Here is a 24,977-nt window from a genome sequence, read left to right on the forward strand (position 1 = left end):
AGGCGCTAGAAGGCCTGCAAACCGACCGGAACTCCGGCCGGGTCCGTGATGGATCACGACGAAAAGGCAGTGACGATGGAACCGATCCAGGCCGCGCAGGCCGTTGATTTCTCGCTGATGGCGCTGTTTGCGCGCGCCTCGCTGACGGTGCAGGTGGTGATGGTGCTCTTGATCGTCGCCTCGGTCTGGGCCTGGGCGATCATCATCCAGAAATTCCTGGCCTTCGCCCAGGCCCGGCGCGAGGCCGCCCGCTTCGACCGCGCTTTCTGGTCGGGAGAGCCGCTGGACGACCTGTACGACCGCCTGGGCGAGCGCCCCTCGGGCGCGTCCGAACGCATCTTCGCGGCGGGCATGACCGAATGGCGGCGCAGCCACCGCGACGACGGCGGGCTGATCCCCGGCGGCCCGGCCCGCATCGACCGCGCGATGAACGTGGCCATCCAGCGCGAGGAATCGCGCCTGTTCCGGGGCCTTTCCTTTCTGGCGACGGTGGGTTCCACCGCGCCCTTTATCGGGTTGTTCGGCACCGTTTGGGGCATCAAGACGGCCTTCGAGGGCATCGCCATGTCCCAGGACACCAGCCTGGCCGTTGTGGCCCCCGGCATTGCCGAGGCGCTGCTGGCAACCGCGCTCGGCCTTTTGGCCGCGATCCCGGCGGTGGTCTTCTACAACAAGCTGTCGGGCGACGCCGAACGCGTGACCGGCAACTGGGAGGCCTTTGCCGACGAGTTCTCGACCCTGCTGTCGCGCCAGATGGACGAGGCCTAGGATGTCCGCCGCCGTCGTCAAGCGGGTCAGCCGCAAGGGCCGGGGACGCCGCCGCAACGCGCCGATGTCGGAAATCAACGTCACGCCCTTTGTGGACGTGATGCTGGTTCTGCTGGTGATCTTCATGGTCGCCGCGCCGCTGATGACGGCGGGCGTGCCCTTGAACCTGCCGCAGACCGCCGCCACCGCAATGCCCACGGAACCGGAAGAACCGCTGGTCATCTCGATCCCCGCCGATGGCGAGATGATGCTGATGGACGCGCCGGTGGCGCCCGACCAGATCGTGACCCGCCTGCGCGAGATCCTGGCGGAACGGCAAAGCCAGCGGGTGTTCCTGCGGGCGGACGGGGCGATCCCCTATGCCCGCGTGGTGCAGGTGATGGGGGCGCTGAACGCTGCGGGCCTGTCCGACATCGTGCTGGTGACGGATACCGGCGGTCCCAGGATGGACGGCTGACGCCATGAAGGACCGCGAGGGCCGCATCGGATGGTGGGTTTCGGGATCGGCGCACGGGGCGCTGATCCTGTGGGCGATCCTGGGCGGAGCGTTCTTCCGTCCGCAGCCCTCGACCCCCCTGCGCACGACCGAGGTCGCGACCATCAGCGGGGCCGAGTTCGAGGCCCTTGCCGCCGCGTCGCGCGGTGCGGGGCCGGTCGGCCGGGACGCGACGGCCGTTGCGGCGATGCCCGCGCCAGCGGTGGATCGGGACACCGCGCAGGCGCCCGCCGCCGCCAGCCTGCCCGATGCCCAGGATGCCGCCCAGGATCTGGCGCGGCCGGACCGGCCCGAGGCACGGCCCGACCTGTCCGATTTCACGCGCTCCGACCGGGTCGCCGTCACGACCGACCTTGGCGCCCCCGCCGAAAACCAGACGGCGGACGATGCGGTCCCGGCAGTGCCTGCCGATGCGGGCCGCGGGCCGGCCGAGGCGCAGCCTGCCCGGCCCGCGGCCCCGGACGCGGACCGCGAGGCGCAGCCCGTCGCGCCCCGGTCCGAACTGGCGCTGGACCGGTCCGCCCTGCCCCGGCTTCGCCCCGAAGGGCTGGTCGAACGCCGCAACGCGCGGCTGGCGCAGCAGGAGGCCGAGCGCCGGGCAGCGGCAGAAGCCGCGCGCGCCGCCGAGGAAGCGGCGGCGGGCGCGGCGGCCCGGGCCGAGGAGCGCCGCCTGACGGCCGAGCGCGAAGCGGCCGAGGAAGCCCGCCGGGCGGAACGGGCGGCTGCGGAAGAAGCCGAACGCCAGGCCGAGGCGGAACGCCAGGCCGAGGCGGAACGGCAGGCCGCCGAGGCGCGCCGCGAAGCTCAGGCGCGCCGCGAAGCCGCCGAACGGGCCGAACGCGAGGCCGAGGAGCGCAGGGAAGCCGAGGCGGAACGCCGCGCCGCCGAGGCCGAGCGCGAGGCCGAGGAGGAACGCCGTGCGGCGGCAGCCGAACGCGAGGCTGCCGAGGAGCGCCGGCAAGCCGAAGCCCGCGCCGCCGAAGAAGCTGCCGAACGCGAGCGCGCCGAAGCCGAGCGCCGCGCCGAAGAGGAACGTCAGGCGGAAGCCGAACGGCTGGCCGCGGAAGAGCGTCGTGCGGCGGAAGCCCGCCGGGCCGAGGCGGAACGGCGCGCGGAAGCCGAACGGCAGGCCGCAGAAGCCGAACGGCAAGCCGCAGAAGAACGCCGGGCCGAGGAGGAGCGCCGCGCCGCCGAACGTGAGGCGGCCGAAGCCGCCGAACGCCGCCTTGCCGCCGAGCGCGAGGCCGCCGAACGCGAGGCCGCCGAACGCGAGGCTGCGGCCGAGGCTGCCCGCCAGCAGGCTTTGGAGGATGCGCTGCGCGAGGCGCGGGACGGCAGCGCCGGGGCCGATGGCGCCGATACCGCCTCGACGGGGGACGCGGTTGGCGGCAACAGCCAGACGATCGACGGGGGATCGGGGGCCTCGGCGGCGCAGGATCCTCTGGCGGCGGCCCTGGCAGGCGCCATGTCGGGCGGCGGCGGGGCCGGCGACACCGGAACCGAGGCGGGCGGCGTCGTGGAGCCGATGCGGCTCGCCCCCTCGCCCGTCCGTCCGCTGCCGCCGGAAGAAGGCATCGACATGTCCAGCCTGTCGCAGGCCCGGCCCTTGTCCCTGGCCGAAAAGGACGCCTTCCGCGCCGCGCTGGGCCGGTGCTGGAACGAGGGCGCGCTGTCGGTCGAGGCATCGCGGATGTCGGTCTCGGTCGAATTCAGCATGACCGCCGACGGCAGGCCCGTCGAGGCCAGCCTGCGGATCGCCGATTACCGGGGCGGCTCGGAAGGGGGCGCCCAGCACGCCTTCGAGGTGGCGCGGCGGGCGATCATGATGTGCGGCGGCGCGGGCTTTCCCCTGCCCATGGACAAATACGGCCGTTGGCGCGATGTCGTGGTCGAGTTTCGCCCCGACGGGATCGGATTTGACTGACGCCGGATCATCTCCGGCCCTGTCGCAGGAATAATGAGGATATGATGCTTCGGACGTTGACCGTGACCCTGGCGATGGCCCTGGCCGCCGCGCTGCCCGCCCTGCCCGCGCTGGCGCAGGACGGCCCGCTGAAGATCGAGATCACCGACGGCGTGACGGAACCCATGCCCATCGCCATTCCGGCCTTTCACGGCGACGCGGCGGTGGCCCAGAAGATCCGCGGCGTGGTGGCCGCCGACCTGACCGGCACGGGCCTGTTCCGCGAAATCGCCGCCAATGCGGCCGTTGCGCCCGGCAGCTTTGGCGAGGCCGTCGCCTTCGAGGACTGGCGGGCGGTCGGCGCGCAGGCGCTCGTTTCGGCCGAGGTGACGCAGGCGGGCGATGCGATCAGCGTCAAGTTCCGGCTGTATGACGTTTATGCGGGTCAGGCCCAAGGCGACGGGATGCAGTTCGACGCCCGCGCCAGCGACTGGCGCCGGGCCGCCCACAAGATCGCCGACCAGATCTATGCCCGCCTGACGGGCGAGCAGCCCTATTTCGACAGCCGCGTGGCCTTTGTCCAGGAAACCGGGCCAAAGGACGCGCGGATCAAGCGGATCGGCGTGATGGATTATGACGGGCAGAACATCCTGTGGATGACCGACAGCTCGTCCCTGGTGCTGGCGCCGCAGTTCTCGCGCGACGGGCGGCGGCTGGTTTACACCAGTTTCGACAGCGGATTCCCGCAGATCCGGGTGATGGAGGTGGCGACCGTCACGTCCCGCGCGATGACGCAGGACGCGAACAGCATGGCGTTCTCGCCGCGCTTCAGCCCCGATGGACGCTGGATCGTTTATTCCCGCGAACAGGGCGGCAACACCGATATCTGGCTGATGGACGCGGCATCGGGCGCGCAACGCCCGCTGGTGCAGTCGCCCGCCATCGACACGGCGCCCTCGTTCAGCCCGGACGGGCAGCGGATCGTGTTCGAATCCGACCGCTCGGGCAATCCGCAGCTGTATATCGTGGGCGTGAACGGGGGCGAGCCGACGCGGATCAGCTTTGGCGACGGGCGCTACGGCTCGCCCGCCTGGTCGCCCAAGGGCGATCTGATCGCCTTCGCCAAGCAGCTGGGCGACCGCTTCCACATCGCCACCATGCGCACGGACGGATCCGCTGAAAAGACGCTGACCGAATCTTTCCTTGACGAGTCCCCGACCTGGGCCCCCAATGGCCGCGTGGTGATGTTCACGCGGGTCACGCCGGGCGGGAATGGCCAGCCGCGCCTGCATTCGGTGGACATCACCGGGCGCAACATGCGACCGCTGAGCCTTGACTTTGCCGCCTCGGATCCCTCTTGGGGTCCGTTGATGCCCTGATCCACCGCGCCGGAAGGATAGCCGATGATCGCCTGGAAGAAGCCCGCTGCCGCCGCCCTGCTGCTGACCCTTGCCGCCTGCGCGCAGCCCGCGCCGCCGGTCACCCAGTCGGCGGTCGTCGATCCCTATGCCAATGCGGGGGGCGGCGCGCTGTATCAGGGCGACCTGGCCGGCGGCACCCTGGGGAACGAGGCGACGGCGCAATATTTCAACGACACCGTGGGCAACACCGTGCTGTTCGCGGCCAACCAGACGGCCCTGACGGCCGAGGCGCGGACGATCCTGGCGCGGCAGGCCCAATGGCTGAACACCCACACGTCCTTCAACGCCGTGGTCCAGGGCCATGCCGAGGAAACCGGCACCCGCGAATACAACCTGGCGCTTGGCGCGCGCCGGGCCAGCGCCGTGCAGGAATACCTGATCGCGCAGGGCGTGGGGGCCGACCGGGTGCGCACGCTCAGCTTCGGCAAGGAACGCCCGCGCGAGGTTTGTTCGGACGAGGCCTGCTATGCCAAGAACCGCCGCGCGGTGACGGTGGTCAGCCCGGCCGGGGCGGGCTCGTGATCCTGCGGGCCGTCGCCACCGCCCTTCTGGCCGTCACGGTGGCGCTGCCGGCCGTCGCGCAGGAACCCACGCTGGCCGATCTGCGGGCCGAGCTGACGGACTTGCGCGGCCAGTTGCAGGCGCTGCGGTCGGAACTTGTCGCCTCGGGCGCGGCGGGGTTCCAGGCCGCCGGGGGTGACACCGCCATCGACCGCATGAACGCCATGGAACAGCGGCTGGCCCGGCTGACCGACCGGACCGAGCAGATGCAGAACCGCATCCACCGGATCGTGGCCGACGGCAGCCGCCGCCTTGCCGACATCGAGTTCCGCCTGTGCGAGATGGACGAGGGTTGCGATCTGGCCGCCCTGACCATGCAGGATCTGGGCCGCAGCGGCAGTCCCGTCCCGAACCTCGGCCCCGCGACGCCGCAGGCCGGCGGTGGCGGAAAGCCGGCGGGCGCAGGCGAACAGGCCGATTTCGACGCGGCCCAGCAGGTCATGGCCAGCGGCGATTTCCGCCGCGCGGCCGAGATGTTCGGCGCCGTGGCCGAAGCCCATGCGGGCGGGGCCCTGGCTGCCGAGGCGCTGTTCCTGCGCGGCGCGGCGCTGGACAGCGCGGGCGACGCCAAGGGCGCCGCGGCGGCCTGGCTGGAAGGGTTCGCCGCCGATCCCGACGGCCCGCGCGCCGCCGAAAGCCTGCTGGGCATCGCCCGCGTCATCGCCGACGACGGCGACCCTACCGCCGCCTGCCTGTATCTGGCCGAAATCCCGGCGCGCTTTCCCGGCACCCTCTCGGCCGCCGAGGCCGAAACGCGGCTGAGCCGCCTTGCCTGCACCAGCAACGACCTGGGACTGGCCGCCGAGGACGCGGCAGGCCTGGGCGCCGCCGAAGCGGAAGCCGAGGCCGATCTGGCCGAACCCCGGTAAAGCCGATGACCCTGGCCGCCGCCGATCCCGCTTTCCGCATCCATGCCGCGCTGGATCGGCTGGCCGCCGACATGCCCGCGCTTGGCGTCGCCGTGTCCGGCGGGGGCGATTCGATGGCGCTGATGCATATGGTGGCGGACTGGGCGCGCGGGCGCCGGATCATGGTGGCGACCGTGGATCACGGCCTGCGCCCCGAAAGCGCGGACGAGGCGCGGCAGGTCGGCCGCGCGGCCCGCGCGCTTGGCCTGCCCTATGCCACCCTGCTGTGGCAGCGCGGGACCGAGGCCGGGAACCTGATGGCCAGCGCGCGCGACGCCCGGCTGCGGCTGCTGTCCGGCTGGGCGCAGCGCAACGGCCTTTCCGCCGTCCTGCTGGGCCATACCGCCGACGATCAGGCCGAAACGCTGCTGATGCGGCTGGGGCGGGGCTCGGGGATCGACGGCCTGGCGTCCATGGCGGAATGGCGCGATGCCTTCGGCATCCGCTGGCTGCGCCCCATGCTGGGCGCGGGACGCCAGGATCTGCGCGACTGGCTGGCGGCGCGCGGGATCGGCTGGACCGACGATCCCAGCAACGAGAACGAGGATTTCGACCGCATCCGCATCCGCAAGGCCATTGCCGCCACGGGGCTGGATGTCGCCGCCCTGGCCCGCGCCGCCGGGCACATCGGCGAAGCCCGCGACGCTTTGTCGCACTATGCCGCCCATGCCGCGCGCGACGCGGTGATCCGCAACGGCAGCCTGACCCTGCCCCGCCGCCCTTATCAGGACGCCCCGGCCGAGATTCGCCGGCGGCTGATCGTCGCGGCCTGCCGCTGGATCACCGGCGCCGATTATCCGCCGCGCCGCAACACCGTGCTGCACGCGCTCAACGCGATCGCAACCGGCCATCGCGTCACCCTGGACGGTGCCCTGATCGAGCCTGCTGGCGACCGGATCCGCCTGTTCCGCGAAGCCGCCGCCGCCCTGCGCGCCCCGGGCAGCCCGGGCGGAACCTGGGACAACCGCTGGAAGATCAGCGGCTTGAAGCCCGGCCAGCATGTCGCCGCCTTGGGAATGGGAGAGATGGCGCGCGTCAAATGGCGCCTGTCGGGTCTGGGCCGGGACGAGGCCGCCGCCTCGCCCGCGGTCTGGGAAGGGGACCGGTTGGTGGCGGCGCCGCTGATTCGCGCGGCCGCCCCCTATGACCTGCGGCCCCTGCGCGGGGCCGCCGATTTCCACAGGCTGGTGATGGCGCATTGAACACGCGCCGATAATCCCTATTTTCAGGGCAAATCGATATTCGCCGGAGGTCCCGCTTTGGGCAACGCACGAAACCTCGCCTTCTGGGTCGTCCTGTTTCTGATGATCCTGGCGCTGTTCAATCTGTTCAGCGACGGCGCGACAACAATGAACAGCCGGCAGATCAGCTATTCGGACTTCATCCAACGCGTCGACAACGATCAGGTTTCCGCCGTCACCATCGACGGCGAGGAACTGGGCATCACCGGCACCGACGGCAACCAGTATTCCACCGTCCGTCCTCAGGGCGAGGATATCGCCGACCGCCTGATCGCCAAGAACGTCGACGTGAAGGTCGTCCGCCAGCAGCAGTCGGGCTTTATGTCCCTTTTGGGCGTCTGGCTGCCCTTTATCCTGCTGATCGGCGTGTGGATCTTCTTCATGAACCGCATGCAGGGCGGCGGCAAAGGGGGCGCGATGGGCTTTGGCAAGTCGCGCGCCAAGCTGCTGACCGAAAAGCACGGCCGCGTGACATTCGACGACGTGGCGGGCATCGACGAGGCCAAGGAGGAGCTTGAGGAGATCGTCGAGTTCCTGCGCAACCCGCAGAAATTCAGCCGCCTGGGCGGCAAGATCCCGAAAGGCGCGCTGCTGGTCGGCCCTCCGGGCACCGGCAAGACGCTGCTCGCCCGCGCCATCGCGGGCGAGGCGGGCGTGCCCTTCTTCACCATCTCGGGGTCCGATTTCGTGGAAATGTTCGTGGGCGTCGGCGCGTCCCGCGTCCGCGACATGTTCGAGCAGGCCAAGAAATCCGCCCCCTGCATCGTCTTCATCGACGAAATCGACGCAGTGGGCCGCGCGCGCGGCGTGGGCATCGGCGGCGGCAACGACGAACGCGAGCAAACCCTGAACCAGCTTCTGGTGGAAATGGACGGGTTCGAGGCCAACGAGGGCATCATCATTGTCGCCGCCACCAACCGCCGCGACGTGCTGGACCCCGCCCTGCTGCGCCCCGGCCGCTTCGACCGCCAGATCCATGTCCCGAACCCCGACATCAAGGGGCGCGAGAAGATCCTGTCGGTCCATGCCCGCAAGGTGCCGGTCGGCCCCGACGTGGACCTGCGCATCATCGCGCGCGGCACGCCCGGCTTTTCCGGCGCGGACCTGATGAACCTCGTGAACGAGGCCGCCCTGATGGCCGCCCGCATCGGCCGCCGCTTTGTCAGCATGGAGGATTTCGAGAACGCCAAGGACAAGGTCATGCTGGGCGTGGAACGCCGCTCCATGGTCCTGACGCCCGAGCAGAAGGAAAAGACCGCCTATCACGAGGCGGGCCATGCCGTGGTGGGCCTTTCGCTGCCGAAATGCGATCCGGTCTACAAGGCCACGATCATCCCGCGCGGCGGCGCCCTGGGCATGGTGGTCAGCCTGCCCGAGATGGACCGCCTGAACTTCCACAAGGACGAGGCCAAGCAGAAGCTGGCCATGACCATGGCCGGCAAGGCCGCCGAAATCATCAAGTACGGCGAGGAAGGCGTCAGCAACGGCCCGGCGGGCGACATACAGCAGGCCAGCCAGCTTGCCCGCGCCATGGTGATGCGGTGGGGCATGTCCGACAAGGTGGGCAACATCGACTATGCCGAGGCGCATGAAGGCTATAACGGCTCGACCGGGGGTTTCTCGATCTCGGCCGCGACCAAGGAGCTGATCGAGCAGGAGGTCCGCGACCTGATCGAGGAAGGCTACCAGACCGCCCGCCGCATCCTTCTGGAAAAGAACGAGGAGTTCGAGCGGCTGGCCCAGGGCCTTCTGGAATACGAGACCCTGACGGGCGAGGAGATCGGCAAGGTTCTGCGGGGCGAGCCGCTGGGCGGCGACGACGACACGCCCGGCAGCCTGATCCCGGCGGTGACGGCGATCCCCAAGGCGGGCAAGCCCGCCCCTGGCGGCGATCCCGCCCCCGCGTGACGCGAACAAACCCCGGCCGCCATGCCGGGGTTTCTCTTTGGTCTTGCACAGCCCTGCTGCCCGGTGCATCCCCCATGCCAGCACATGGAGGGTCCGATGCAGATCGACGACATCTCGGACATGGCGACGCTGCGCGCCCATATCGACGCCCTGGACGAACAGCTTGTGGGCCTTCTGGCGCAGCGTTACGCGCTGATCGCCCGCGCGGCCCGGATCAAGGAACAGATCGGCCTGCCCGCCCGCATCGACGAACGGGTCGAGGAGGTTGTCGCAAACGCGGGCCGTCACGCCGCATCGCGCGGACTGGAGCGGGCGCTGATCGAGAATATTTGGCGGCAAATGGTCGAAGCCGCCATCGCGCAGGAAGACCGCTACCTGAACGGAGACCGCCCGTGACCGCGACACTGCCCATGACCGCCACCCTGATCAACGGCAAGGCCTTCGCCGCCGACCTGCGCGCCCGCATCGCGACCGGGGTCGCCGCGATGACGGCCCGGGGCATCACCCCCGGCCTGGCCGTGGTGCTGGTGGGCGAGGATCCGGCCAGCCAGGTTTACGTGCGCTCCAAGGGCCGCATGACGCGCGAGGTCGGCATGAACTCGTTCGAACACCGCCTGCCCGCCGAAACGCCGCAGGCCGATCTGCTGGCGCTGATCGACCGGCTGAACGCCGATCCTTCGGTCAACGGCATCCTGGTGCAACTGCCCCTGCCCCGCCACATGGACGAATCCGCGGTGATCAACGCCATCTACCCCGACAAGGATGTGGACGGGTTCCACATCCTGAACGTGGGTCGGCTGGCGACGGGGCAAAAGGCCATGGTTCCCTGCACGCCCCTGGGTTGCCTGATGCTGCTGCGCGACCACCTGGGCGATCTCGGGGGCAAGAACGCCCTGGTGATCGGGCGCAGCAACATCGTGGGCAAGCCGATGGCCCAGCTTCTGCTGCGCGACAGCGCGACGGTGACGGTCGCCCACTCGCGCACGAAGAATCTGCCGGAACTGTGCCGTCAGGCCGACATCATCGTTGCGGCCGTGGGCCGGGCGCGCTTTGTGCAGGGCGACTGGATCAAGCCGGGCGCGACGGTGATCGACGTGGGCATCAACCGCACCGATGACGGGCTGGTCGGCGATGTCGATTTCGACGCCGCAAGCCAGACCGCGGGCGCGATCACCCCGGTGCCGGGCGGCGTGGGTCCGATGACCATCGCCTGCCTGCTGGCAAACACCCTGACAGCGACAGCCCGGGTCAATGGCTTGCCCGACCCCGAGGGTTTGACGCCCTGATGCGAGAGGCCGGGGGTTTCACACCCCCGGACCCCCGTGGGATATTTGCGGTCCAAAGCAGGTCGCTTCACGGTTTCTCAACCTTTTGGCGGCATTCTGACATCACGGTACAGGCGGGGACGCCGATGACCGTGTCCGAAGCAGGCGCCCCATCCCTTCGCGGGATGGGGCGTTCTTGGTTCCTGCATTGGACCGCAAATATCCCGGGGGAGTCGCGCATGGCGCGACGGGGGCAGCGCCCCCGTGCGACGTCAGCCGTCGAACAGACTGCCCTGCGAAGGCGCGGCCGGCGCCGCAAGCCCCAGATGCCGCCACGCGCCCGCCGTCAACTGCCGCCCGCGCGGCGTCCGGGCAACCAGGCCTTGTTGCAGCAGATAGGGCTCGATCACCTCCTCGATGGCGTCGCGGCTTTCGGAAAGGGCGGCGGACAGCGTTTCAACCCCCACCGGCCCGCCGCCGTAATGTTCGGCCATCTGCATCAGGTAACGCCGGTCCGCGCCGTCCAGGCCCATGTCGTCCACGCCGAGGCGCGTCAGCGCGGCGTCCGCGATTTCCCTGTTCAGCCGCCCGTCTCCCTCGACCAGGGCGAAATCCACCACCCGGCGCAGCAGCCGTCCGGCGATCCGGGGAGTGCCGCGCGCGCGGCGGGCGATTTCGCGCGTCCCGTCGGGATCGGCGCTGATGCCCATCAGCCGCGCACCGCGCTGCACGATCAGGTCCAGTTCGGCAATCGTATAGAATTCCAGCCGCGTCGGGATGCCGAAGCGGTCGCGCAAGGGCGTGGTCAGCAGGCCAAGGCGTGTCGTGGCGCCGACAAGGGTGAAGGGCTGCAACTCGATCCGCACGGTCCGCGCGGCGGGGCCTTCGCCGATCACCAGGTCCAGCTCGAAGTCCTCCATCGCGGGATACAGGATCTCCTCGACCGCCGGGTTCATGCGGTGGATCTCGTCGATGAACAGCACGTCGCGCGCTTCGAGGTTGGTCAGGATCGCCGCCAGATCACCCGCCCGCGCCAGCACCGGACCCGAGGTCATGCGGAAATTCACGCCCAGTTCGCGGGCCATGATCTGCGCCAGCGTGGTCTTGCCCAGGCCGGGCGGGCCGAAGAACAGCGTGTGATCCATCGCCTTGCCGCGCATCTTGGCGCTTTCGATGAAGACGCGCAGATTGGCGCGCGCCTCGGCCTGGCCCACGAATTCGGACAGCATCTGCGGGCGCAGGGCGCGGTCCTCTGATTCGCCGTCCATCGGCTGGGGGCGCAGGGTCGGGTCGGGCTGGATCATCCGCGCCCCCAGGGGCCATCGTCGCGCCCGCTGCGCGGGATGGACGAGGCGCGTTCGGCCATGGTCGCGCGCCCGTTCATCGCCATCAGCCGGGCGATGCGATCCTCGGTCGCGGGATGGGTGGCGAACAGGCGGTCCATGCGCAGGCCTCCCAGCGGATTGACGATGAACATCGCCGCCGCTGCCGGGTTCTTTTCCGCCGGAATGTTCAGCACCCGCCCCGCCATCCGCGAGATCTTCGCCAGGGCCGAGGCCAGGGCCTGCGGCTGGCCGCAGATCCGCGCGCCGGTCGCATCCGCCTCGAATTCCCGGGTGCGGGAGATCGCCATCTGCACCATCATCGCGGCCAGGGGCGCAAAGATAATCGCCAGGATCGCGCCCAGGCCGCCGCCCCGGTCGTCGCGCCCGCCGGTGAACATCATCATGTTGCCCATCATCGCGATGGCCCCCGCCAGGGTCGCGGTGACGGTCATGGTCAGCGTGTCGCGGTGCTTGATATGGGCCAGTTCATGCGCGATCACGCCCGCGATCTCGTCGCGCGACAGGCTGCGGACCAGACCCTGCGTCACCGCCACGGCCGCGTTCTCGGGATTGCGGCCGGTGGCAAAGGCGTTGGGCTGTTCGGTCGGCAGCAGATACAGTTTCGGCATCGGCAGGTCCGCCCGTCGCGCCAGTTCGGCGGTCAGCGTGTAAAGATCGCCCCCCTGGCTTGGCGACAGTTCCACCGCCCCCTGCTGGCGCAGCACCATCTTGTCGCTGTTCCACCAGGAAAAGACGTTCATGCCGCCCGCCAGCAGCAGCGCGATCATCGCGCCGCCCTGACCGCCCAGCATCCAGCCCAGCGCCATGACCAGGGCGGTCATGGCGGCCATCAGGATGAAGACCTTGGCGTTCCCGTGCATCGCTCTCCCCCCTTTTTTCTATTCCTTCGGCGCCAGCAGGCGCAGCGCCGCGCGGATCAACGCGGGGGTTTGGAGGTTCGGTTCCCGCGCCTGCGCCTCGGCCACGGCCTGCGCCGCCTCGCTGGCAGCATAGCCGAGATTGGACAACGCGGACAGCGCGTCAGAGGTCGCGCGGGCGGCAAGCACGGCATCCGACGGGGCGGCCGGCCGGGCGGCCGGGACAGCGGCCTCGATGACCGCCGCATCGGCCTCGACCATCGGCACGCCCATGTCCACCGTCAGCGTCGCGCCAAGCGCCATGACCGAGGGGGCCTTGTCCTTCAACTCGAGCACCACCCGCTGCGCCAGCTTCGGGCCGACGCCATTCGCCTTGCGGACGGACGCCCAGTCGCCAAGCGCGATGGCGCGGCCCAGCCCTTCCGGCCCCAGGGTGCCCAGGATCGCCAGCGACACCTTGGCGCCCACCCCTTGCACGCTGGTGAGCAGCCGGTGCCATTCCTTTTCCAGCATCGAGGGGAAGCCGAACAGTTGCAGCAGATCCTCGCGCACCATCAGGTCGGTATAAAGCGCCGTCGCCTGCCCCACCGGCGGCAGGCTGGCGGCGGTTCTTTCACTGACATGGACGATATAGCCCACGCCGCGCACGTCGATCAGGACATGATCGCGGGCACGGTGCAGGATGATCCCGGCGATGCGGCCGATCATGCGGACCGTTCCACGATGCGCAGGCTGCGGCCTTGCAGGTGGCGGGCGTGGCAGATGGCGATGGCAAGCGCATCCGCCGCATCGGCGCTGTCGAAGGTGACGCCCGGAAGCTGCACCTTGACCATGTGCTGAACCTGATCCTTGCCCGCATGGCCCACGCCCACCACGGTCTTCTTGACCGCATTCGGGGCGTATTCGCCCACAAGGATCCCCGCTTCCGCCGGGGCCAAAAGGGCGATGCCGCGCGCCTGGCCCAGCTTCAGCGTGCCCACCGCGTCCTTGTTCACAAAGGTCTGCTCCACCGCCGCCGCGTCGGGCGCGTGGGCCGCGATCACCGCGCACAGCCCGCGATACAGTTGCGACAGCCGCGTGCCCAGGTCGCCCCCGGCCGTCTGGATCACGCCGTTGGCGACGTGGCGCAGGCGCGGTCCCTCGACCAGGATCACGCCCCACCCCATGTTCCGCAAACCCGGGTCGATCCCCAGAACCCTCATGCCCGCCTCTTTTCTGTTTTCAAAGGATTAGCACGAAAGGCGAACATTTGCCTAGGTCTATTCCTCGACCACGTCCAGCACGCCCGGCACCGCGCGCAAGGCCTGGCGGGCGGGGCTCGTCAGGGGGGCGTCGTTCGCGACCTCGATCTCGATCAGCTCGTCGCCCTCGCGGATGCGCAGCAGGACGGGGCCGCGCGAGCGGGCGGGAACGGTGATCTCGGCGCGGATGCGGGCCAGGGTCTCGGCCAGACGGGGGATGGTGTCGCTGCCCTGCATCTCGACCGCCAGGCAGCCCGCGCCCGCGTCGGCCACAAAGTCGGGCAAGGAAACGACCGAATTGGCCAGCATCTTCACCTCGTCGCCCGAAGGCTCGACCTTGACCTGCAACACCACGTTCTGCCCTGGTTCCAGCAGGGGGCGCGTCGCGGCCAGAAGGTCCGAGAACACCGTGACCTCGTAGATGCCGGTGGGATCGGACAGGCTGACAAAGGCATAAGCGTTTCCCTTGGCCGACTTGCGTTCCATCCGCGCGGCGACGGTGCCCGCGATAAAGGCGACGAACGGGCCGCCGGCGGCCTCGACGCAGATCTGCGCCAGCGTCTGGGCTTTCTTGCGGCGCAGGTCGGACTGGTAATCGTCCAGCGGATGGCCGGACAGATAAAAGCCGACCGCCTTGAACTCCTCGCCCAGCTTTTCGGTGGGCAGCCAGACCCCGGCGATGGGGGCACGGGGCGGCGGCAGATCCTCGCCCCCGCCGAACAGCGATGTCTGGCTGGAGGCCGCCTGCTCCTGCACCGCCGCCGACCATGCGCACAGCGCGTCCAGACCCTTGACCACGCGGGCGCGGTTGTCGTCCAGCACGTCGAAGGCGCCTGCGCGGGCCAGCATCTCCAGCGGGCGCTTGCCCACGCGCTTCATGTCCACGCGGCGGGCAAAATCGTGGATGTCGCGGAAGGGCGTGTCGCCCCGCGCGTCGTGGATCAGCTTCATGGCGTCCACGCCCACCCCCTTGAGCGCGCCCAGGGCATAATGGATGCGGCCTTCGCGCACGCTGAAGGTGGGGGCGGAGCGGTTCACGCAGGGCGGCACGATGGCGATGCCCATGCGGTCGCATTCGCGCTTGTAGATCGCCAGCTTGTCGGTCAGGTGGATGTCGCAGTTCATCACCGCGGCCATGAACTCGACCGGGTGGTTGGCCTTCAGCCAGGCGGTCTGATAGCTGACCACGGCATAAGCCGCCGCGTGGGACTTGTTGAAGCCGTAGTTGGCGAATTTTTCCAGCAGGTCGAAGACCTCGCCCGCCTTTTTGGCGTCCACGCCGTTGGCCACCGCGCCATTGACGAATTTCGGGCGTTCCTTGGCCATCTCGCTGGCGATCTTCTTGCCCATGGCGCGGCGCAACAGGTCGGCGCCGCCGAGGCTGTAGCCCGCCATGACCTGGGCGATCTGCATCACCTGTTCCTGATAAACGATGATGCCCTGCGTCTCGGCCAGGATATGGTCGATGCTGGGGTGGATCGATTCCAGTTTCCGCAGTCCGTTCTTGACCTCGCAATAGGTTGGGATGTTCTCCATCGGGCCGGGGCGATACAGGGCCACAAGCGCCACGATGTCCTCGATGCAGGTCGGCCGCATCCGGCGCAGCGCGTCCATCATGCCGCTGGATTCCACCTGGAACACCGCGACCGTCTTGGCGCTGGCGAACAGGTCGTAGGCCGCCTTGTCGTCCAGCGGGATCAGGTTGATCTGGTTTTCGGTTCCCGGCGCCGGGTCGTAGAGCACGCGCCCGTCGGCGGCGACATGCAGGGGACGGCCGCCGCCGTTGATCAGGTCCACGGCGTTCTGGATCACCGTCAGCGTCTTCAGGCCCAGGAAGTCGAACTTCACCAGCCCGGCCTGTTCCACCCATTTCATGTTGAACTGCGTGGCCGGCATGTCGGAGGCCGGATCGCGATACAGCGGCACCAGCCGGTCCAGCGGCCGGTCGCCGATCACCACGCCCGCCGCATGGGTGGAGGCGTTGCGGTAAAGCCCTTCCAGCTGTTCCGCATAGTCCAGCAGGCGCTTGACCACCTCTTCCTTGGCGGCTTCGCGCAGGCGGGGCTCGTCGGCGCGGGCCTTGGCGATGCTGACGGGCTTCACGCCTTCCAGCGGGATCATCTTGGACAGGCGGTCCACCTGGCCGAAGGGCATCTGCAAGACCCGGCCCACGTCGCGCACGGCGGCCTTGGACAAAAGCGCGCCGAAGGTGATGATCTGGCCCACCTTGTCCTTGCCGTAGCGGTCCTGGACATAGCGGATCACCTCCTCGCGCCGGTCCATGCAGAAGTCGATGTCGAAATCCGGCATCGACACGCGTTCGGGGTTCAGGAAGCGCTCGAACAGCAGGTTGTAGCGCAAGGGATCTAGGTCGGTGATGGTCAGCGCATAGGCCACCAGCGACCCCGCGCCCGATCCCCGCCCCGGCCCCACGGGAATGTCGCGGTCCTTGGCCCACTTGATGAAGTCGGCCACGATCAGGAAATAGCCTGGAAAGCCCATCTGCTCGATGATGCCCAGCTCGAACTCCAGACGGGCCTGGTATTCCTCGACGGGAACGGCATGGGGAATGACGCGCAGCCGCGCCTCGAGGCCCGCGCGGGCCTGGTGGCGCAGTTCCTCGACCTCGTCGTCGGCAAAGCGCGGCAGGATCGGCTTGTGCTTGCTGACCGCGAAGGCGCAGCGGCGGGCGATCTCGACGGTGTTCTCCAGCGCCTCGGGCAGGTCGGCGAACAGCACGGCCATCTCCTCGGCCGACTTGAAATAATGCTGCGGCGTCAGGCGGCGGCGGGGCTGCGACTGGTCCACATAGGCCTTTTCGGCGATGCAGATCAGCGCGTCATGGGCCTCGAACATGTCGGGCTTGGGAAAATACACGTCGTTCGTGGCGACCAGCGGCAGGCCCTTGGCATAGGCCAGGTCGATCAGCCCGCCTTCGGACGCGGCCTCGGCGGGCATCAGCTGGCCGTTCTCGCCGGGGTGGCGCTGCAATTCGACGTAAAGCCGCCGGGGAAAGGCGGCGGCCAGCCGGTCGGCCAGCGCGTCGGCCTTGTCGCGCTGCCCTTGCGCGATCAGGCAGCCCAGCGGCCCTGTCGGCCCGCCGGTCAGGCAGATCAGCCCCTCGGCGTGGGTCAGCAGTTCATCGACGGTCACATGCGGCGGCGCGCCGCCGTCGCGCAGGTAAAGGCAGGACGACAGCGCCATCAGGTTCAGCCAGCCCGCCCCGTTCTGCGCCAGCAGCACCACCGGCCCGGTCGCGCCGTCCTGCACGGTGATCTGGCAGCCGACGATCGGCTGGACGCCTTTGTCCATGGCCTTCACGCTGAATTCCAGGGCCGCGAACATCGCGTTGGTGTCGGTCAGCGCCACGGCGGGCATTCCGGCATCCGCCGCAAGACCGGGCAGCTTGCCCACGGGAATGGCGCCTTCCAGCAACGAATGCTCGGAATGCGTGCGGAGATGGATGAATCGGGGATTTTTCGCGGGCATGATCAGGCTTGTATCGCAGCCTGTCCAAACAGCGCAATTGCCGAAGGCAGGCAAGCCGGGATAAGCAGGTAGGGATTTGACCAAGGGGACAACTTTTGACCGACGCGGCAGTTTTCCGGGCCTTGGGGATCGGCAAATCCTTTCCCGGCGTCCGCGCCAACGACGATGTGTCCTTTGCCGTGCAATCGGGCGAGATCCACGCCCTGTTGGGCGAGAACGGCGCGGGCAAATCGACGCTGGTCAAGATGATCTACGGCCTTGTGCGCCCGGATCAAGGGCAGATGCTGTTGAACGGACAGCCGCATCAGCCCGCCGACCCCCGCGCCGCGCGGGCGGCGGGCGTGGCGATGGTGTTCCAGCATTTTTCACTGTTCGACGCGCTGACGGTTGCCGAAAACGTCGCCCTGGGGATGGAGAACCCGCCGCCCCGGCGCGCGCTTTCGGCGCAAATCGCCCGGGTCAGCCAGGATTTCGGCCTGCCGCTGAACCCCGCCCGCCGCGTCGTCACCCTGTCGGCGGGCGAACGCCAGCGGGTCGAGATCATCCGCTGCCTGCTTCAGAACCCGCGCCTGCTGATCATGGACGAACCCACCAGCGTCCTGACCCCGCAAGAGGCCGAACTGCTGTTCGCCACCCTGCGCAAGCTGGCGGACGGGGGGACTGCGATCCTTTACATCAGCCACAAGCTCGAGGAAATCCGCACCCATTGCGACCGCGCCACGATCCTGCGCGGCGGCCGCGTGGTGGACAGTTGCGACCCCCGCGCCCATTCCGCGCGCGCCCTGGCCGCGATGATGGTGGGCGGAGAGATGCGCCCCGTCGACCGCAGCGGGCGGCAGGCGGGCGAGGTTCTGTTGCAGGTCCGCAACCTCACGCAGGCCGCGCCCGCCGCCGAGGGCACGGCGTTGAAAGGCGTCGCCCTGGCCCTGCGCGCGGGCGAGATCCTGGGCATCGGCGGCGTGGCCGGAAATGGCCAGGACGAATTGCTGGCCGCGCTGTCGGGCGAGATCCGCAGCGCCCCCGGCACGATCCTGCTGAAAGGCGCGGACCTGTCGCGCCTTGGCCCCGAAGCGCGCCGCAGCGCGGGCCTTCTGGCCGCGCCGGAGGATCGGCTGGGCCATGCCGCCGTCCCGGATTTCAGCCTGACCGACAACACGCTGCTGACGGCGGGCGCGCGCAAGGGTCTTGTCCGCAGGGGCCTGATCGACCGCCCCGCCGCCCGCGCCTATGCCGAAACGGTCATCCGCGCCTTCGACGTGCGCACCCCCGGCCCCGGCACCGCCGCCAAGGCGCTGTCGGGCGGCAATCTGCAAAAATTCGTGGTCGGGCGCGAGGTGATGCAGGCTCCGCGCGTGCTGGTGGTGAACCAGCCCACCTGGGGCGTGGATGCGGGGGCGGCCGCCGCCGTGCGCCAGTCGCTGCTGGATCTGGCGCGCTCCGGCGCGGGCGTCATCGTGATTTCACAGGATCTGGACGAACTCTTGGAACTCTCCGACCGCTTTTGCGCGCTGAACGAAGGCCGCCTGTCCGACCCCCGGCCAACCGAAGGCCTGACCCTGGACCAGATCGGCCTGATGCTGGGCGGCGCGCACGGGATGGAGGTGGCGCATCCATGATCCGCCTTGTTCCCCGCACCGACACCCCCCTCGTGTTGCAGATCGCCACGCCCGTCATGGCGGTGCTGGCGACGATGGTCGCGGGCGGCGTGCTGTTCGCCGTGATGGGCCATGACCCCGTGGCCGCGATCAGGACGATCTTCTGGGATCCGCTGTTCGGCCCCGCCGCCGGCTATTCCCGCCCGCAACTGCTGGTCAAGGCGGCGCCCTTGATCCTGATCGCCTCGGGCCTGGCCGTCGGTTTCCGCGCGGGCATCTGGAACATCGGCGCCGAGGGGCAATACATCATCGGCGCCATCGCCGGCGCGGCGGTGGCCCTGGCCGCCTATCCCGCGCCGGGCATGTGGATTTTCCCCGCCATGGTGGTCGCGGGCGCGGCGGGCGGATGGGCCTGGGGCATGATCCCGGCGCTGCTGCGCAACTGGTTCGGAGCCTCGGAGATCCTTGTGTCGCTGATGCTGGTCTATGTCGCGCAGCGCATCGCCGCCTGGATGGCCTTTGGGCCGATGAAGAACCCGGAAGGGATGGGCTTTCCCGGATCGCGCAACCTCCAGCAATACCCGGCGGCCGCGAACCCCGAACTGATCGCGGGAACCGGCGCGCATTGGGGCGTGGTCGCCGCCGCCGCAGCCGTGCTGGCCACCTGGTTCCTGATGTCGCGCCACATCCGCGGCTTCCATATCCGCGCCGCCGGCATCGCCCCCCGCGCCGCCCGCTTCGCCGGGGTGAAACCCGAAACGCTGGTGGCCTTCTGCCTGGGCCTTTCGGGCGCGCTGGCGGGCATGGCGGGCCTGTTCGAGGTCGCCGGCCCCGCGGGCCAGATCACCGACAAGGTGGGCGTGGGTTACGGCTTCACCGCGATCATCGTGGCCTTTCTGGGCCGCTTGCACCCCGTGGGCATCCTGCTGGCCGGGCTGCTGCTGGCGCTGACCTATATCGGCGGGGAAATGGCGCAGCTGATGCTGAACCTGCCTGCCGCGACCGTGCAGGTCTTCCAGGGCATGCTCTTGTTCTTTCTTTTGGGCCTGGATCTGCTGACCCGCTATCGCATCGCCCGGAAGGTCACGGCATGATCGACCCCGTCGCCCTGTTCCTGCTGCTGCTGTCGGCCTCCACCCCCATCCTGTTCGCCGCCCTGGGCGAGCTGGTGGTCGAACGCGCGGGCGTCCTGAACCTGGGGGTCGAGGGGATGATGATCACCGGCGCCCTGGCCGGCTTCGCCGCCGCCCATCACAGCGGCAATCCCTTTCTGGGCTTTGCCGCCGCCGCCCTGGCGGGCGCGCTGATCGCCCTGCCCTTCGCCGCCCTGACGCAGTTCCTGCTGTCGAACCAGGTCGCGTCGGGCCTGGCGCTCACGCTGTTCGGCCTGGGCCTGGCCGCGCTGTTCGGCAAGCCGATGGAAGGGGTCAAGGCCCCCGCCATGGCCCCCGGACCGCTGGGTCTCAACTGGATCGTCTGGCTAGGACTGCTGATGGTGCCGCTGATCTGGTGGTTCCTGAACCGGTCCCGCGCGGGCCTGATCCTGCGCGGCGTGGGCGAGAACCACGATGCGGCCCATGCGCTCGGCCATGACGTGCGCCGCGTCCGCCTTGCGGCCATCGCCTTCGGCGGCGCCATGGCGGGGGTCGGCGGGGCGTTCATCTCGATCGCCACGGTGCTGCAATGGACCGAGGGCATGACAGCGGGCGCGGGCTGGATCGCGCTGGCCATCGTGGTCTTTTCCAACTGGACCGCCGCCGGCGTGCTGGCGGGCGCATGGCTGTTCGGCGGCGTCACCGCGCTGCAACTGCGCCTGCAAGCGGCGGGCGTCCGGGTGCCGGTGCAACTGCTGTCCATGGCCCCCTATCTGGCGACGATCATCGTGCTGGTGGCGATTTCCGCCCGGCAGAAGTTCAGCCGCCGCGCGGGCGGCACCGCGCCCGGATCGCTGGGACAGGATTTTCACGCCCTGCGCTGACGCCGGGCCCATCAGAGAGGGAAGAATGAACCGCAGACAGCTTATCGCCAGCGTCGCCGCCATGACGACGATCAGCCTTGCCCTGCCCGCCTGGGCGCAGGAAGACCCCCTGAAGGTCGGCTTCATCTATGTGGGCCCCGTGGGCGACGGCGGCTGGACCTATCAGCACGACCAGGGCCGCCTGGCGGTCGAGGCCGAATACGGCGACCGGGTTGAAACGACCTATCTGGAAAGCGTTCCCGAAGGGGTCGATGCCGAACGCGCGCTGACCCAGCTTGCGCTTGCCGGAAACGACGTGATCTATGCGACCAGCTTCGGCTACATGGACGCGGTCATCAACGTCGCGGCCAAGTTCCCCGACATCAAGTTCGAACACAACACGGGCTACAAGCGCGCCGACAACGTGGGCACCTATAATGGCCGCTTCTACGAAGGCCGCGCGGTGACGGGCACCATCGCGGGCCGCATGACGCGGACGAACAAGATCGGCTATATCGCGACCTTTCCCATCCCCGAAGTGATCCAGGGCATCAACTCGGCCTTTATCCACGCCAGAAAGGCGAACCCGGATGTCGAGATGCGGGTGGTCTGGGCCTATACCTGGTTCGACCCCGCGAAAGAGGCCGACGCCGCCAACGCCCTGATGGCCGAGGGGGTGGACGTGATCCTGCAACACACCAACTCGACCGCGCCGCTGGCGCAGTTGCAGCAGGCGGGCAAGATCGGCTTCGGACAGGCCAGCGACATGGCTTCCTTCGCGCCGACGCCGCGCGTGTCGTCGGTTTACAACAACTGGGGCGCCCATTACGTCAAAAGCGTGGGCCGCATCCTGGACGGCACCTGGCAGCCCGAAGCCGTCTGGGGCGGCATCGGCGACGGCATCGTCGCCATCGGCGAGATCACCGAGGCCGTTCCCGCCGAGGTGAAGGCCGAGGCCGAGGCCCTGCGCGACAAGATCGGCGCGGGCGAATACCATCCCTTCACCGGCCCGCTGAACAAGGCCGACGGCAGCCCCTGGCTGGCCGAGGGCCAGACCGCCAGCGACAAGGATCTGGAGGGCATGAACTTCTTTGTCGAAGGCATCACCGCCACGATCCCGCAGTGACAAGCCCCGCGTGAACCGTTTCGTAACCGCCCCTTCGTATAACGATGGGGCGGTTGCCGTGAAGCCTCCGAATCGCCGGGGCCATCGGACACCGCAGCGACATTCAGTTCTGGGGTGCTTTCATGGCTTATGGCAAAGCCTGTCGACGGGTCGTGGCCGCTCGTGTCGCGACCGGGGATGCAGACACATCGCGCGGCGACCGCCGTTTCTCGGCCGTTCCGTCACGCCTTTGCGCCGCGATCCTCTGATGCAGTGGACAAGGATCAACTCCTACGAGCAGCGGCTTGGCGACTATACCGTCGTCGATGAGCCGAGCGTTCCCGAGGTCTGGGTCTTCAAGTCAGGCCAGATGGTGTGGGAAGGCGACTCGGTCAAAGAGGCCCGCCGCTGGTGCGAGGATCAGCTGGGGATCTTCGGACGGGCGTCCGCGACTTCGGCATTGCCGCCAGGGATTCAGCCGCCGCAACTGCCCCGACCGCAGCAACGGTGATGTCGTCAGGCCGCCGGCCGACCACAAGGACTTGTCCGGGCGCGGGCGGGCCGATCGCGGCGGGGCCGCCGGCCGCGATCAGCCCATCCGCTCGCTGACATAGCTGCCGGGCGAGGGCGGAAAGACCACGGTCTTTTCGCCGTTCAGGAACACCCGGCCATGAATATGGGCGTGGACCGCGCGGGCCAGCACCTGAGCCTCGACGTCGCGGCCCAGGGACACGTAATCGCCCGGCGATTGCGCATGGGTCACGCGCACCGTGTCCTGTTCGATGATCGGACCTTCGTCCAGATCGGCGGTCACGTAGTGGCTGGTTGCCCCGATCAGCTTCACGCCGCGCTCATAGGCCTGCTTGTAGGGGTTGGCCCCCTTGAAGGACGGCAGAAAGGAATGGTGGATGTTGATGATCCGGCCCGACATGGCCTGGCACATCTGATCCGACAGCACCTGCATGTAGCGCGCCAGCACGATCAGTTCCGCGCCGGTGTCGCGGACGACGCGCATCTGTTCGGCCTCGGCCTGGGCCTTGTTTTCCTTGGTGACCTTGATGCAGTAGTAAGGCAGGTCGTGGTTCACGACCACCTTCTGGTAGTCCATGTGGTTGGAGATCACCGCCACGATGTCGATGGGCAGCGCGCCGATCCGCCAGCGGTACAGCAGGTCGTTCAGGCAATGCCCGAACCGGCTGACCATGATGACGACCTTTTTCTTGACCGCGTCGTCGCTGAAATCCGCCTCCATGCCGAAACGCTCGGCGATGGGGGTGATGCCCTGCTGCAAGGTTTCCAGCGTCGCCTCGCCTTCGGACCGGAAGCTGACGCGCATGAAGAAGCGGCCGGTTTCCGTGTCGTCGAACTGCGCGCTGTCGGTGATGTTGCAGTCGTGGCCCGCCAGATAGCCCGAGATCGCGGCCACGATCCCGCGGGTCGAGGCGCAGGTGACGCGCAGCGTATAGCTTTTCATGTGGTGTCCGCTTCCTTGGCTGTCCGGTGACGGCATTTCGGACGATTGGCCGGCAATGACAATCGCATTTCCGACACCGCCGGGGTCTGCCGCGACATCCCCCGACGGCAGGCGACGATCAGGCGGCGGGCATCCGCGCCTCGACCATGCCCGCATACCAGCTGGACCCCGCCGGAATCGCGTCGTCGTTGAAGTTGTAGGCCGGGTGGTGAACCATCGCCGTGTCGCCGTTGCCCACGAAGATATAGGCGCCCGGCTTTTCGTTCAGCATGTAGCTGAAATCCTCGCCCCCCATCATCGGCTGCATGTTCAGGTTCACGTCGCCCGCGACGGCGCGCGCCACCTCGGCCGCCCAGACGGTCGCCTGGTCGTCGTTCATCGTGACCGGATAGCCGCGCTGGTAATCGACCTGGGCCGAGGCCCCCATGGCGGCGGCCACATTGGTCGCGACGCGGGTGATGCCTTCCTGAAGCTGGTCGCGCACGCCCGCGTCCAGGCTGCGGGCGGTGCCCTTCAGCTTCACGACCTGCGGGATCACGTTGTGCGCCGTCGAATCGGTGGACACGACGCAAACGGACACCACCGCGTTCTTCAGCGGGTCGATGTTGCGCGAAACCACCGATTGCAGCGCGACGATGATCTGCGCGGCGGTCAGCGTGGTGTCGATGCATTCGTGGGGCTTGGCGGCGTGCCCGCCCTTGCCGGTGACGATGATGTCGAACTGGTCGGCGGCGGCCATCATCGGACCCGGCTTGATCGAGAAGCTGCCCACCGGCATTCCCGGCATGTTGTGCATCCCGTAGAATTCCTGGATGTTCCAGCGGCTAACCAGCCCGTCCTGGACCATCGCCTCGCCCCCGGCCCCGCCTTCCTCGGCCGGCTGAAAGATCACCACGGCGGTGCCGTCGAAGTTGCGGGTCTCGGCCAGGTATTTCGCGGCGCCCAGCAGCATGGCGGTGTGGCCGTCATGGCCGCAGGCGTGCATCTTGCCCGGCGTCTTGGACGCATAGTCCAGCCCGGTCTGCTCGATGATGGGCAGGGCGTCCATGTCGGCGCGCAGGCCGATCACGCGGCCCTTGCTGTCGGTCTTGCCCTTGATGACGCCCACCACGCCGGTCCGGCCGATGCCTTCCACGACCTCGTCGCAGCCGAAATCCCGCAGCAGCCGGGCCACCCGGCCCGCCGTGCGGTGGACATCGTATTGCAGTTCGGGATGTTCGTGGAAATCGCGCCGCCAGGCGGTGATCTCGGGCAGAAGTTCGGCAAAGCGGTTCTTGACGGGCATGTTCGGTCTCCTTCAGCGCCGACAGGGTGGACCCTTTGTGCAGACTGCGCAAGCCGTCTGCTGCCGCAAAAGCCCGGCTCCAGGCACAATGGGCGGCCCGACCCGACAGCCGAACGGAAACGGCCCCGCCAAGGCTGGCGGGGCCGCGACATCAGCG

At 68.8% G+C, this 24,977-nt stretch carries 22 protein-coding genes; 15 read left to right on the plus strand and 7 right to left on the minus strand.

Features of this window, described 5'->3' with window-relative positions:
* The first annotated feature begins 75 nt into the window (after nucleotides 1-75).
* The 10 genes from tolQ to folD all read left to right on the plus strand — a co-directional run bounded on the left by tolQ (nucleotide 76) and on the right by folD (nucleotide 10,492).
* On the plus strand, nucleotides 76-768 hold the full coding sequence (tolQ, locus tag ACFOM8_RS05780; protein ID WP_377760169.1) for a protein TolQ: 693 nt from the start codon (nucleotides 76-78) through the stop codon (nucleotides 766-768).
* Nucleotide 769: 1 nt separating this feature from the next.
* Nucleotides 770-1,225: an ExbD/TolR family protein gene (locus tag ACFOM8_RS05785; RefSeq protein WP_377760171.1), complete on the plus strand. Its 456-nt coding sequence runs from the start codon at nucleotides 770-772 to the stop codon at nucleotides 1,223-1,225.
* Between the two features lie 4 nt (nucleotides 1,226-1,229).
* A complete protein-coding gene (locus ACFOM8_RS05790) occupies nucleotides 1,230-3,188 on the plus strand; it encodes a protein TolA (protein WP_377760173.1) in 1,959 nt (652 codons plus the stop codon).
* 44 nt (nucleotides 3,189-3,232) lie between these two features.
* Nucleotides 3,233-4,546 (plus strand): Tol-Pal system beta propeller repeat protein TolB, encoded by a 1,314-nt coding sequence (gene tolB, locus ACFOM8_RS05795; protein ID WP_377760608.1) that lies wholly within the window; start codon nucleotides 3,233-3,235, stop codon nucleotides 4,544-4,546.
* 24 nt (nucleotides 4,547-4,570) lie between these two features.
* Nucleotides 4,571-5,110 carry a peptidoglycan-associated lipoprotein Pal gene (gene pal / locus ACFOM8_RS05800; RefSeq protein WP_377760175.1) on the plus strand — a complete coding sequence of 180 codons (540 nt, stop codon included), beginning with the start codon at nucleotides 4,571-4,573 and terminating at the stop codon, nucleotides 5,108-5,110.
* The gene (locus tag ACFOM8_RS05805) at nucleotides 5,107-6,018 is read left to right on the plus strand and encodes a tol-pal system protein (protein ID WP_377760177.1); all 912 of its coding nucleotides are present in this window, start codon (nucleotides 5,107-5,109) and stop codon (nucleotides 6,016-6,018) included. Before pal ends, ACFOM8_RS05805 begins: the two co-directional genes overlap by 4 nt.
* Before the next feature lie 5 nt (nucleotides 6,019-6,023).
* On the plus strand, nucleotides 6,024-7,259 hold the full coding sequence (gene tilS / locus ACFOM8_RS05810) for a tRNA lysidine(34) synthetase TilS (RefSeq protein ID WP_377760179.1): 1,236 nt from the start codon (nucleotides 6,024-6,026) through the stop codon (nucleotides 7,257-7,259).
* A 57-nt stretch (nucleotides 7,260-7,316) separates the two neighbouring features.
* Nucleotides 7,317-9,206 carry an ATP-dependent zinc metalloprotease FtsH gene (ftsH, locus tag ACFOM8_RS05815; RefSeq protein WP_377760181.1) on the plus strand — a complete coding sequence of 630 codons (1,890 nt, stop codon included), beginning with the start codon at nucleotides 7,317-7,319 and terminating at the stop codon, nucleotides 9,204-9,206.
* A 96-nt stretch (nucleotides 9,207-9,302) separates the two neighbouring features.
* The gene (locus ACFOM8_RS05820) at nucleotides 9,303-9,602 is read left to right on the plus strand and encodes a chorismate mutase (protein WP_377760183.1); all 300 of its coding nucleotides are present in this window, start codon (nucleotides 9,303-9,305) and stop codon (nucleotides 9,600-9,602) included.
* 14 nt (nucleotides 9,603-9,616) lie between these two features.
* Nucleotides 9,617-10,492: a bifunctional methylenetetrahydrofolate dehydrogenase/methenyltetrahydrofolate cyclohydrolase FolD gene (folD, locus tag ACFOM8_RS05825; RefSeq protein WP_377760610.1), complete on the plus strand. Its 876-nt coding sequence runs from the start codon at nucleotides 9,617-9,619 to the stop codon at nucleotides 10,490-10,492.
* 251 nt (nucleotides 10,493-10,743) lie between these two features.
* Here folD and ruvB read toward each other — a convergent pair whose 3' ends face one another.
* The 5 genes from ruvB to dnaE are packed head-to-tail and all read right to left on the minus strand — an operon-like array spanning nucleotide 10,744 to nucleotide 17,404.
* Nucleotides 10,744-11,775, minus strand: coding sequence for a Holliday junction branch migration DNA helicase RuvB (ruvB, locus tag ACFOM8_RS05830; RefSeq protein ID WP_377760185.1), 1,032 nt, complete (start codon nucleotides 11,773-11,775; stop codon nucleotides 10,744-10,746).
* Nucleotides 11,772-12,677, minus strand: coding sequence for a zinc metalloprotease HtpX (gene htpX / locus ACFOM8_RS05835; protein ID WP_377760187.1), 906 nt, complete (start codon nucleotides 12,675-12,677; stop codon nucleotides 11,772-11,774). The genes ruvB and htpX overlap by 4 nt, the downstream gene beginning before the upstream one ends.
* A gap of 18 nt (nucleotides 12,678-12,695) precedes the next feature.
* Nucleotides 12,696-13,382 carry a Holliday junction branch migration protein RuvA gene (gene ruvA, locus ACFOM8_RS05840; protein ID WP_377760189.1) on the minus strand — a complete coding sequence of 229 codons (687 nt, stop codon included), beginning with the start codon at nucleotides 13,380-13,382 and terminating at the stop codon, nucleotides 12,696-12,698.
* The gene (ruvC, locus tag ACFOM8_RS05845) at nucleotides 13,379-13,876 is read right to left on the minus strand and encodes a crossover junction endodeoxyribonuclease RuvC (RefSeq protein ID WP_377760191.1); all 498 of its coding nucleotides are present in this window, start codon (nucleotides 13,874-13,876) and stop codon (nucleotides 13,379-13,381) included. Before ruvC ends, ruvA begins: the two co-directional genes overlap by 4 nt.
* Before the next feature lie 57 nt (nucleotides 13,877-13,933).
* Nucleotides 13,934-17,404 carry a DNA polymerase III subunit alpha gene (gene dnaE, locus ACFOM8_RS05850; protein ID WP_377760192.1) on the minus strand — a complete coding sequence of 1,157 codons (3,471 nt, stop codon included), beginning with the start codon at nucleotides 17,402-17,404 and terminating at the stop codon, nucleotides 13,934-13,936.
* A 95-nt stretch (nucleotides 17,405-17,499) separates the two neighbouring features.
* Between dnaE and ACFOM8_RS05855 the strand changes: the two genes are divergently transcribed.
* From ACFOM8_RS05855 to ACFOM8_RS05875, 5 genes are all read left to right on the plus strand, one after another.
* Nucleotides 17,500-19,020: an ABC transporter ATP-binding protein gene (locus ACFOM8_RS05855; protein WP_377760194.1), complete on the plus strand. Its 1,521-nt coding sequence runs from the start codon at nucleotides 17,500-17,502 to the stop codon at nucleotides 19,018-19,020.
* Nucleotides 19,017-20,093 carry an ABC transporter permease gene (locus ACFOM8_RS05860; RefSeq protein ID WP_377760196.1) on the plus strand — a complete coding sequence of 359 codons (1,077 nt, stop codon included), beginning with the start codon at nucleotides 19,017-19,019 and terminating at the stop codon, nucleotides 20,091-20,093. The genes ACFOM8_RS05855 and ACFOM8_RS05860 overlap by 4 nt, the downstream gene beginning before the upstream one ends.
* On the plus strand, nucleotides 20,090-20,977 hold the full coding sequence (locus ACFOM8_RS05865; protein ID WP_377760198.1) for an ABC transporter permease: 888 nt from the start codon (nucleotides 20,090-20,092) through the stop codon (nucleotides 20,975-20,977). Before ACFOM8_RS05860 ends, ACFOM8_RS05865 begins: the two co-directional genes overlap by 4 nt.
* A 25-nt stretch (nucleotides 20,978-21,002) precedes the next feature.
* Complete coding sequence (locus tag ACFOM8_RS05870) at nucleotides 21,003-22,082, plus strand: BMP family ABC transporter substrate-binding protein (protein WP_377760200.1); 1,080 nt, start codon at nucleotides 21,003-21,005, stop codon at nucleotides 22,080-22,082.
* A 247-nt stretch (nucleotides 22,083-22,329) separates the two neighbouring features.
* Complete coding sequence (locus tag ACFOM8_RS05875; RefSeq protein ID WP_377760202.1) at nucleotides 22,330-22,572, plus strand: hypothetical protein; 243 nt, start codon at nucleotides 22,330-22,332, stop codon at nucleotides 22,570-22,572.
* 78 nt (nucleotides 22,573-22,650) lie between these two features.
* Here the strand turns inward: ACFOM8_RS05875 and purU are convergent, their stop codons facing one another.
* Both purU and ACFOM8_RS05885 read right to left on the minus strand, forming a co-directional pair.
* Nucleotides 22,651-23,535 carry a formyltetrahydrofolate deformylase gene (purU, locus tag ACFOM8_RS05880; RefSeq protein WP_377760204.1) on the minus strand — a complete coding sequence of 295 codons (885 nt, stop codon included), beginning with the start codon at nucleotides 23,533-23,535 and terminating at the stop codon, nucleotides 22,651-22,653.
* Nucleotides 23,536-23,653: 118 nt separating this feature from the next.
* Nucleotides 23,654-24,820, minus strand: coding sequence for a M20 aminoacylase family protein (locus ACFOM8_RS05885; RefSeq protein ID WP_377760206.1), 1,167 nt, complete (start codon nucleotides 24,818-24,820; stop codon nucleotides 23,654-23,656).
* Nucleotides 24,821-24,977 lie beyond the last annotated feature (157 nt).

Origin of the sequence: Paracoccus angustae, from assembly GCF_042648745.1 — a bacterium.
Classification (GTDB): Bacteria; Pseudomonadota; Alphaproteobacteria; order Rhodobacterales; family Rhodobacteraceae; genus Paracoccus; species Paracoccus angustae.

Excerpts from the sequence above, each read along its gene's own strand:
- ACFOM8_RS05820 (WP_377760183.1), top strand. The coding sequence starts at position 9,303 with ATGCAGATCGACGACATCTCGGACATGGCGACGCTGCGCGCCCATATC.
- ruvB (WP_377760185.1), bottom strand. The coding sequence starts at position 11,775 with ATGATCCAGCCCGACCCGACCCTGCGCCCCCAGCCGATGGACGGCGAA.
- tilS (WP_377760179.1), top strand. The coding sequence starts at position 6,024 with ATGACCCTGGCCGCCGCCGATCCCGCTTTCCGCATCCATGCCGCGCTG.
- ACFOM8_RS05875 (WP_377760202.1), top strand. The coding sequence starts at position 22,330 with ATGCAGTGGACAAGGATCAACTCCTACGAGCAGCGGCTTGGCGACTAT.
- tolB (WP_377760608.1), top strand. The coding sequence starts at position 3,233 with ATGCTTCGGACGTTGACCGTGACCCTGGCGATGGCCCTGGCCGCCGCG.
- pal (WP_377760175.1), top strand. The coding sequence starts at position 4,571 with ATGATCGCCTGGAAGAAGCCCGCTGCCGCCGCCCTGCTGCTGACCCTT.
- ACFOM8_RS05785 (WP_377760171.1), top strand. The coding sequence starts at position 770 with ATGTCCGCCGCCGTCGTCAAGCGGGTCAGCCGCAAGGGCCGGGGACGC.
- ACFOM8_RS05870 (WP_377760200.1), top strand. The coding sequence starts at position 21,003 with ATGAACCGCAGACAGCTTATCGCCAGCGTCGCCGCCATGACGACGATC.
- htpX (WP_377760187.1), bottom strand. The coding sequence starts at position 12,677 with ATGCACGGGAACGCCAAGGTCTTCATCCTGATGGCCGCCATGACCGCC.
- ruvC (WP_377760191.1), bottom strand. The coding sequence starts at position 13,876 with ATGAGGGTTCTGGGGATCGACCCGGGTTTGCGGAACATGGGGTGGGGC.
- ACFOM8_RS05865 (WP_377760198.1), top strand. The coding sequence starts at position 20,090 with ATGATCGACCCCGTCGCCCTGTTCCTGCTGCTGCTGTCGGCCTCCACC.
- ACFOM8_RS05860 (WP_377760196.1), top strand. The coding sequence starts at position 19,017 with ATGATCCGCCTTGTTCCCCGCACCGACACCCCCCTCGTGTTGCAGATC.
- tolQ (WP_377760169.1), top strand. The coding sequence starts at position 76 with ATGGAACCGATCCAGGCCGCGCAGGCCGTTGATTTCTCGCTGATGGCG.
- dnaE (WP_377760192.1), bottom strand. The coding sequence starts at position 17,404 with ATGCCCGCGAAAAATCCCCGATTCATCCATCTCCGCACGCATTCCGAG.
- ACFOM8_RS05790 (WP_377760173.1), top strand. The coding sequence starts at position 1,230 with ATGAAGGACCGCGAGGGCCGCATCGGATGGTGGGTTTCGGGATCGGCG.
- ruvA (WP_377760189.1), bottom strand. The coding sequence starts at position 13,382 with ATGATCGGCCGCATCGCCGGGATCATCCTGCACCGTGCCCGCGATCAT.
- ACFOM8_RS05885 (WP_377760206.1), bottom strand. The coding sequence starts at position 24,820 with ATGCCCGTCAAGAACCGCTTTGCCGAACTTCTGCCCGAGATCACCGCC.
- purU (WP_377760204.1), bottom strand. The coding sequence starts at position 23,535 with ATGAAAAGCTATACGCTGCGCGTCACCTGCGCCTCGACCCGCGGGATC.
- folD (WP_377760610.1), top strand. The coding sequence starts at position 9,617 with ATGACCGCCACCCTGATCAACGGCAAGGCCTTCGCCGCCGACCTGCGC.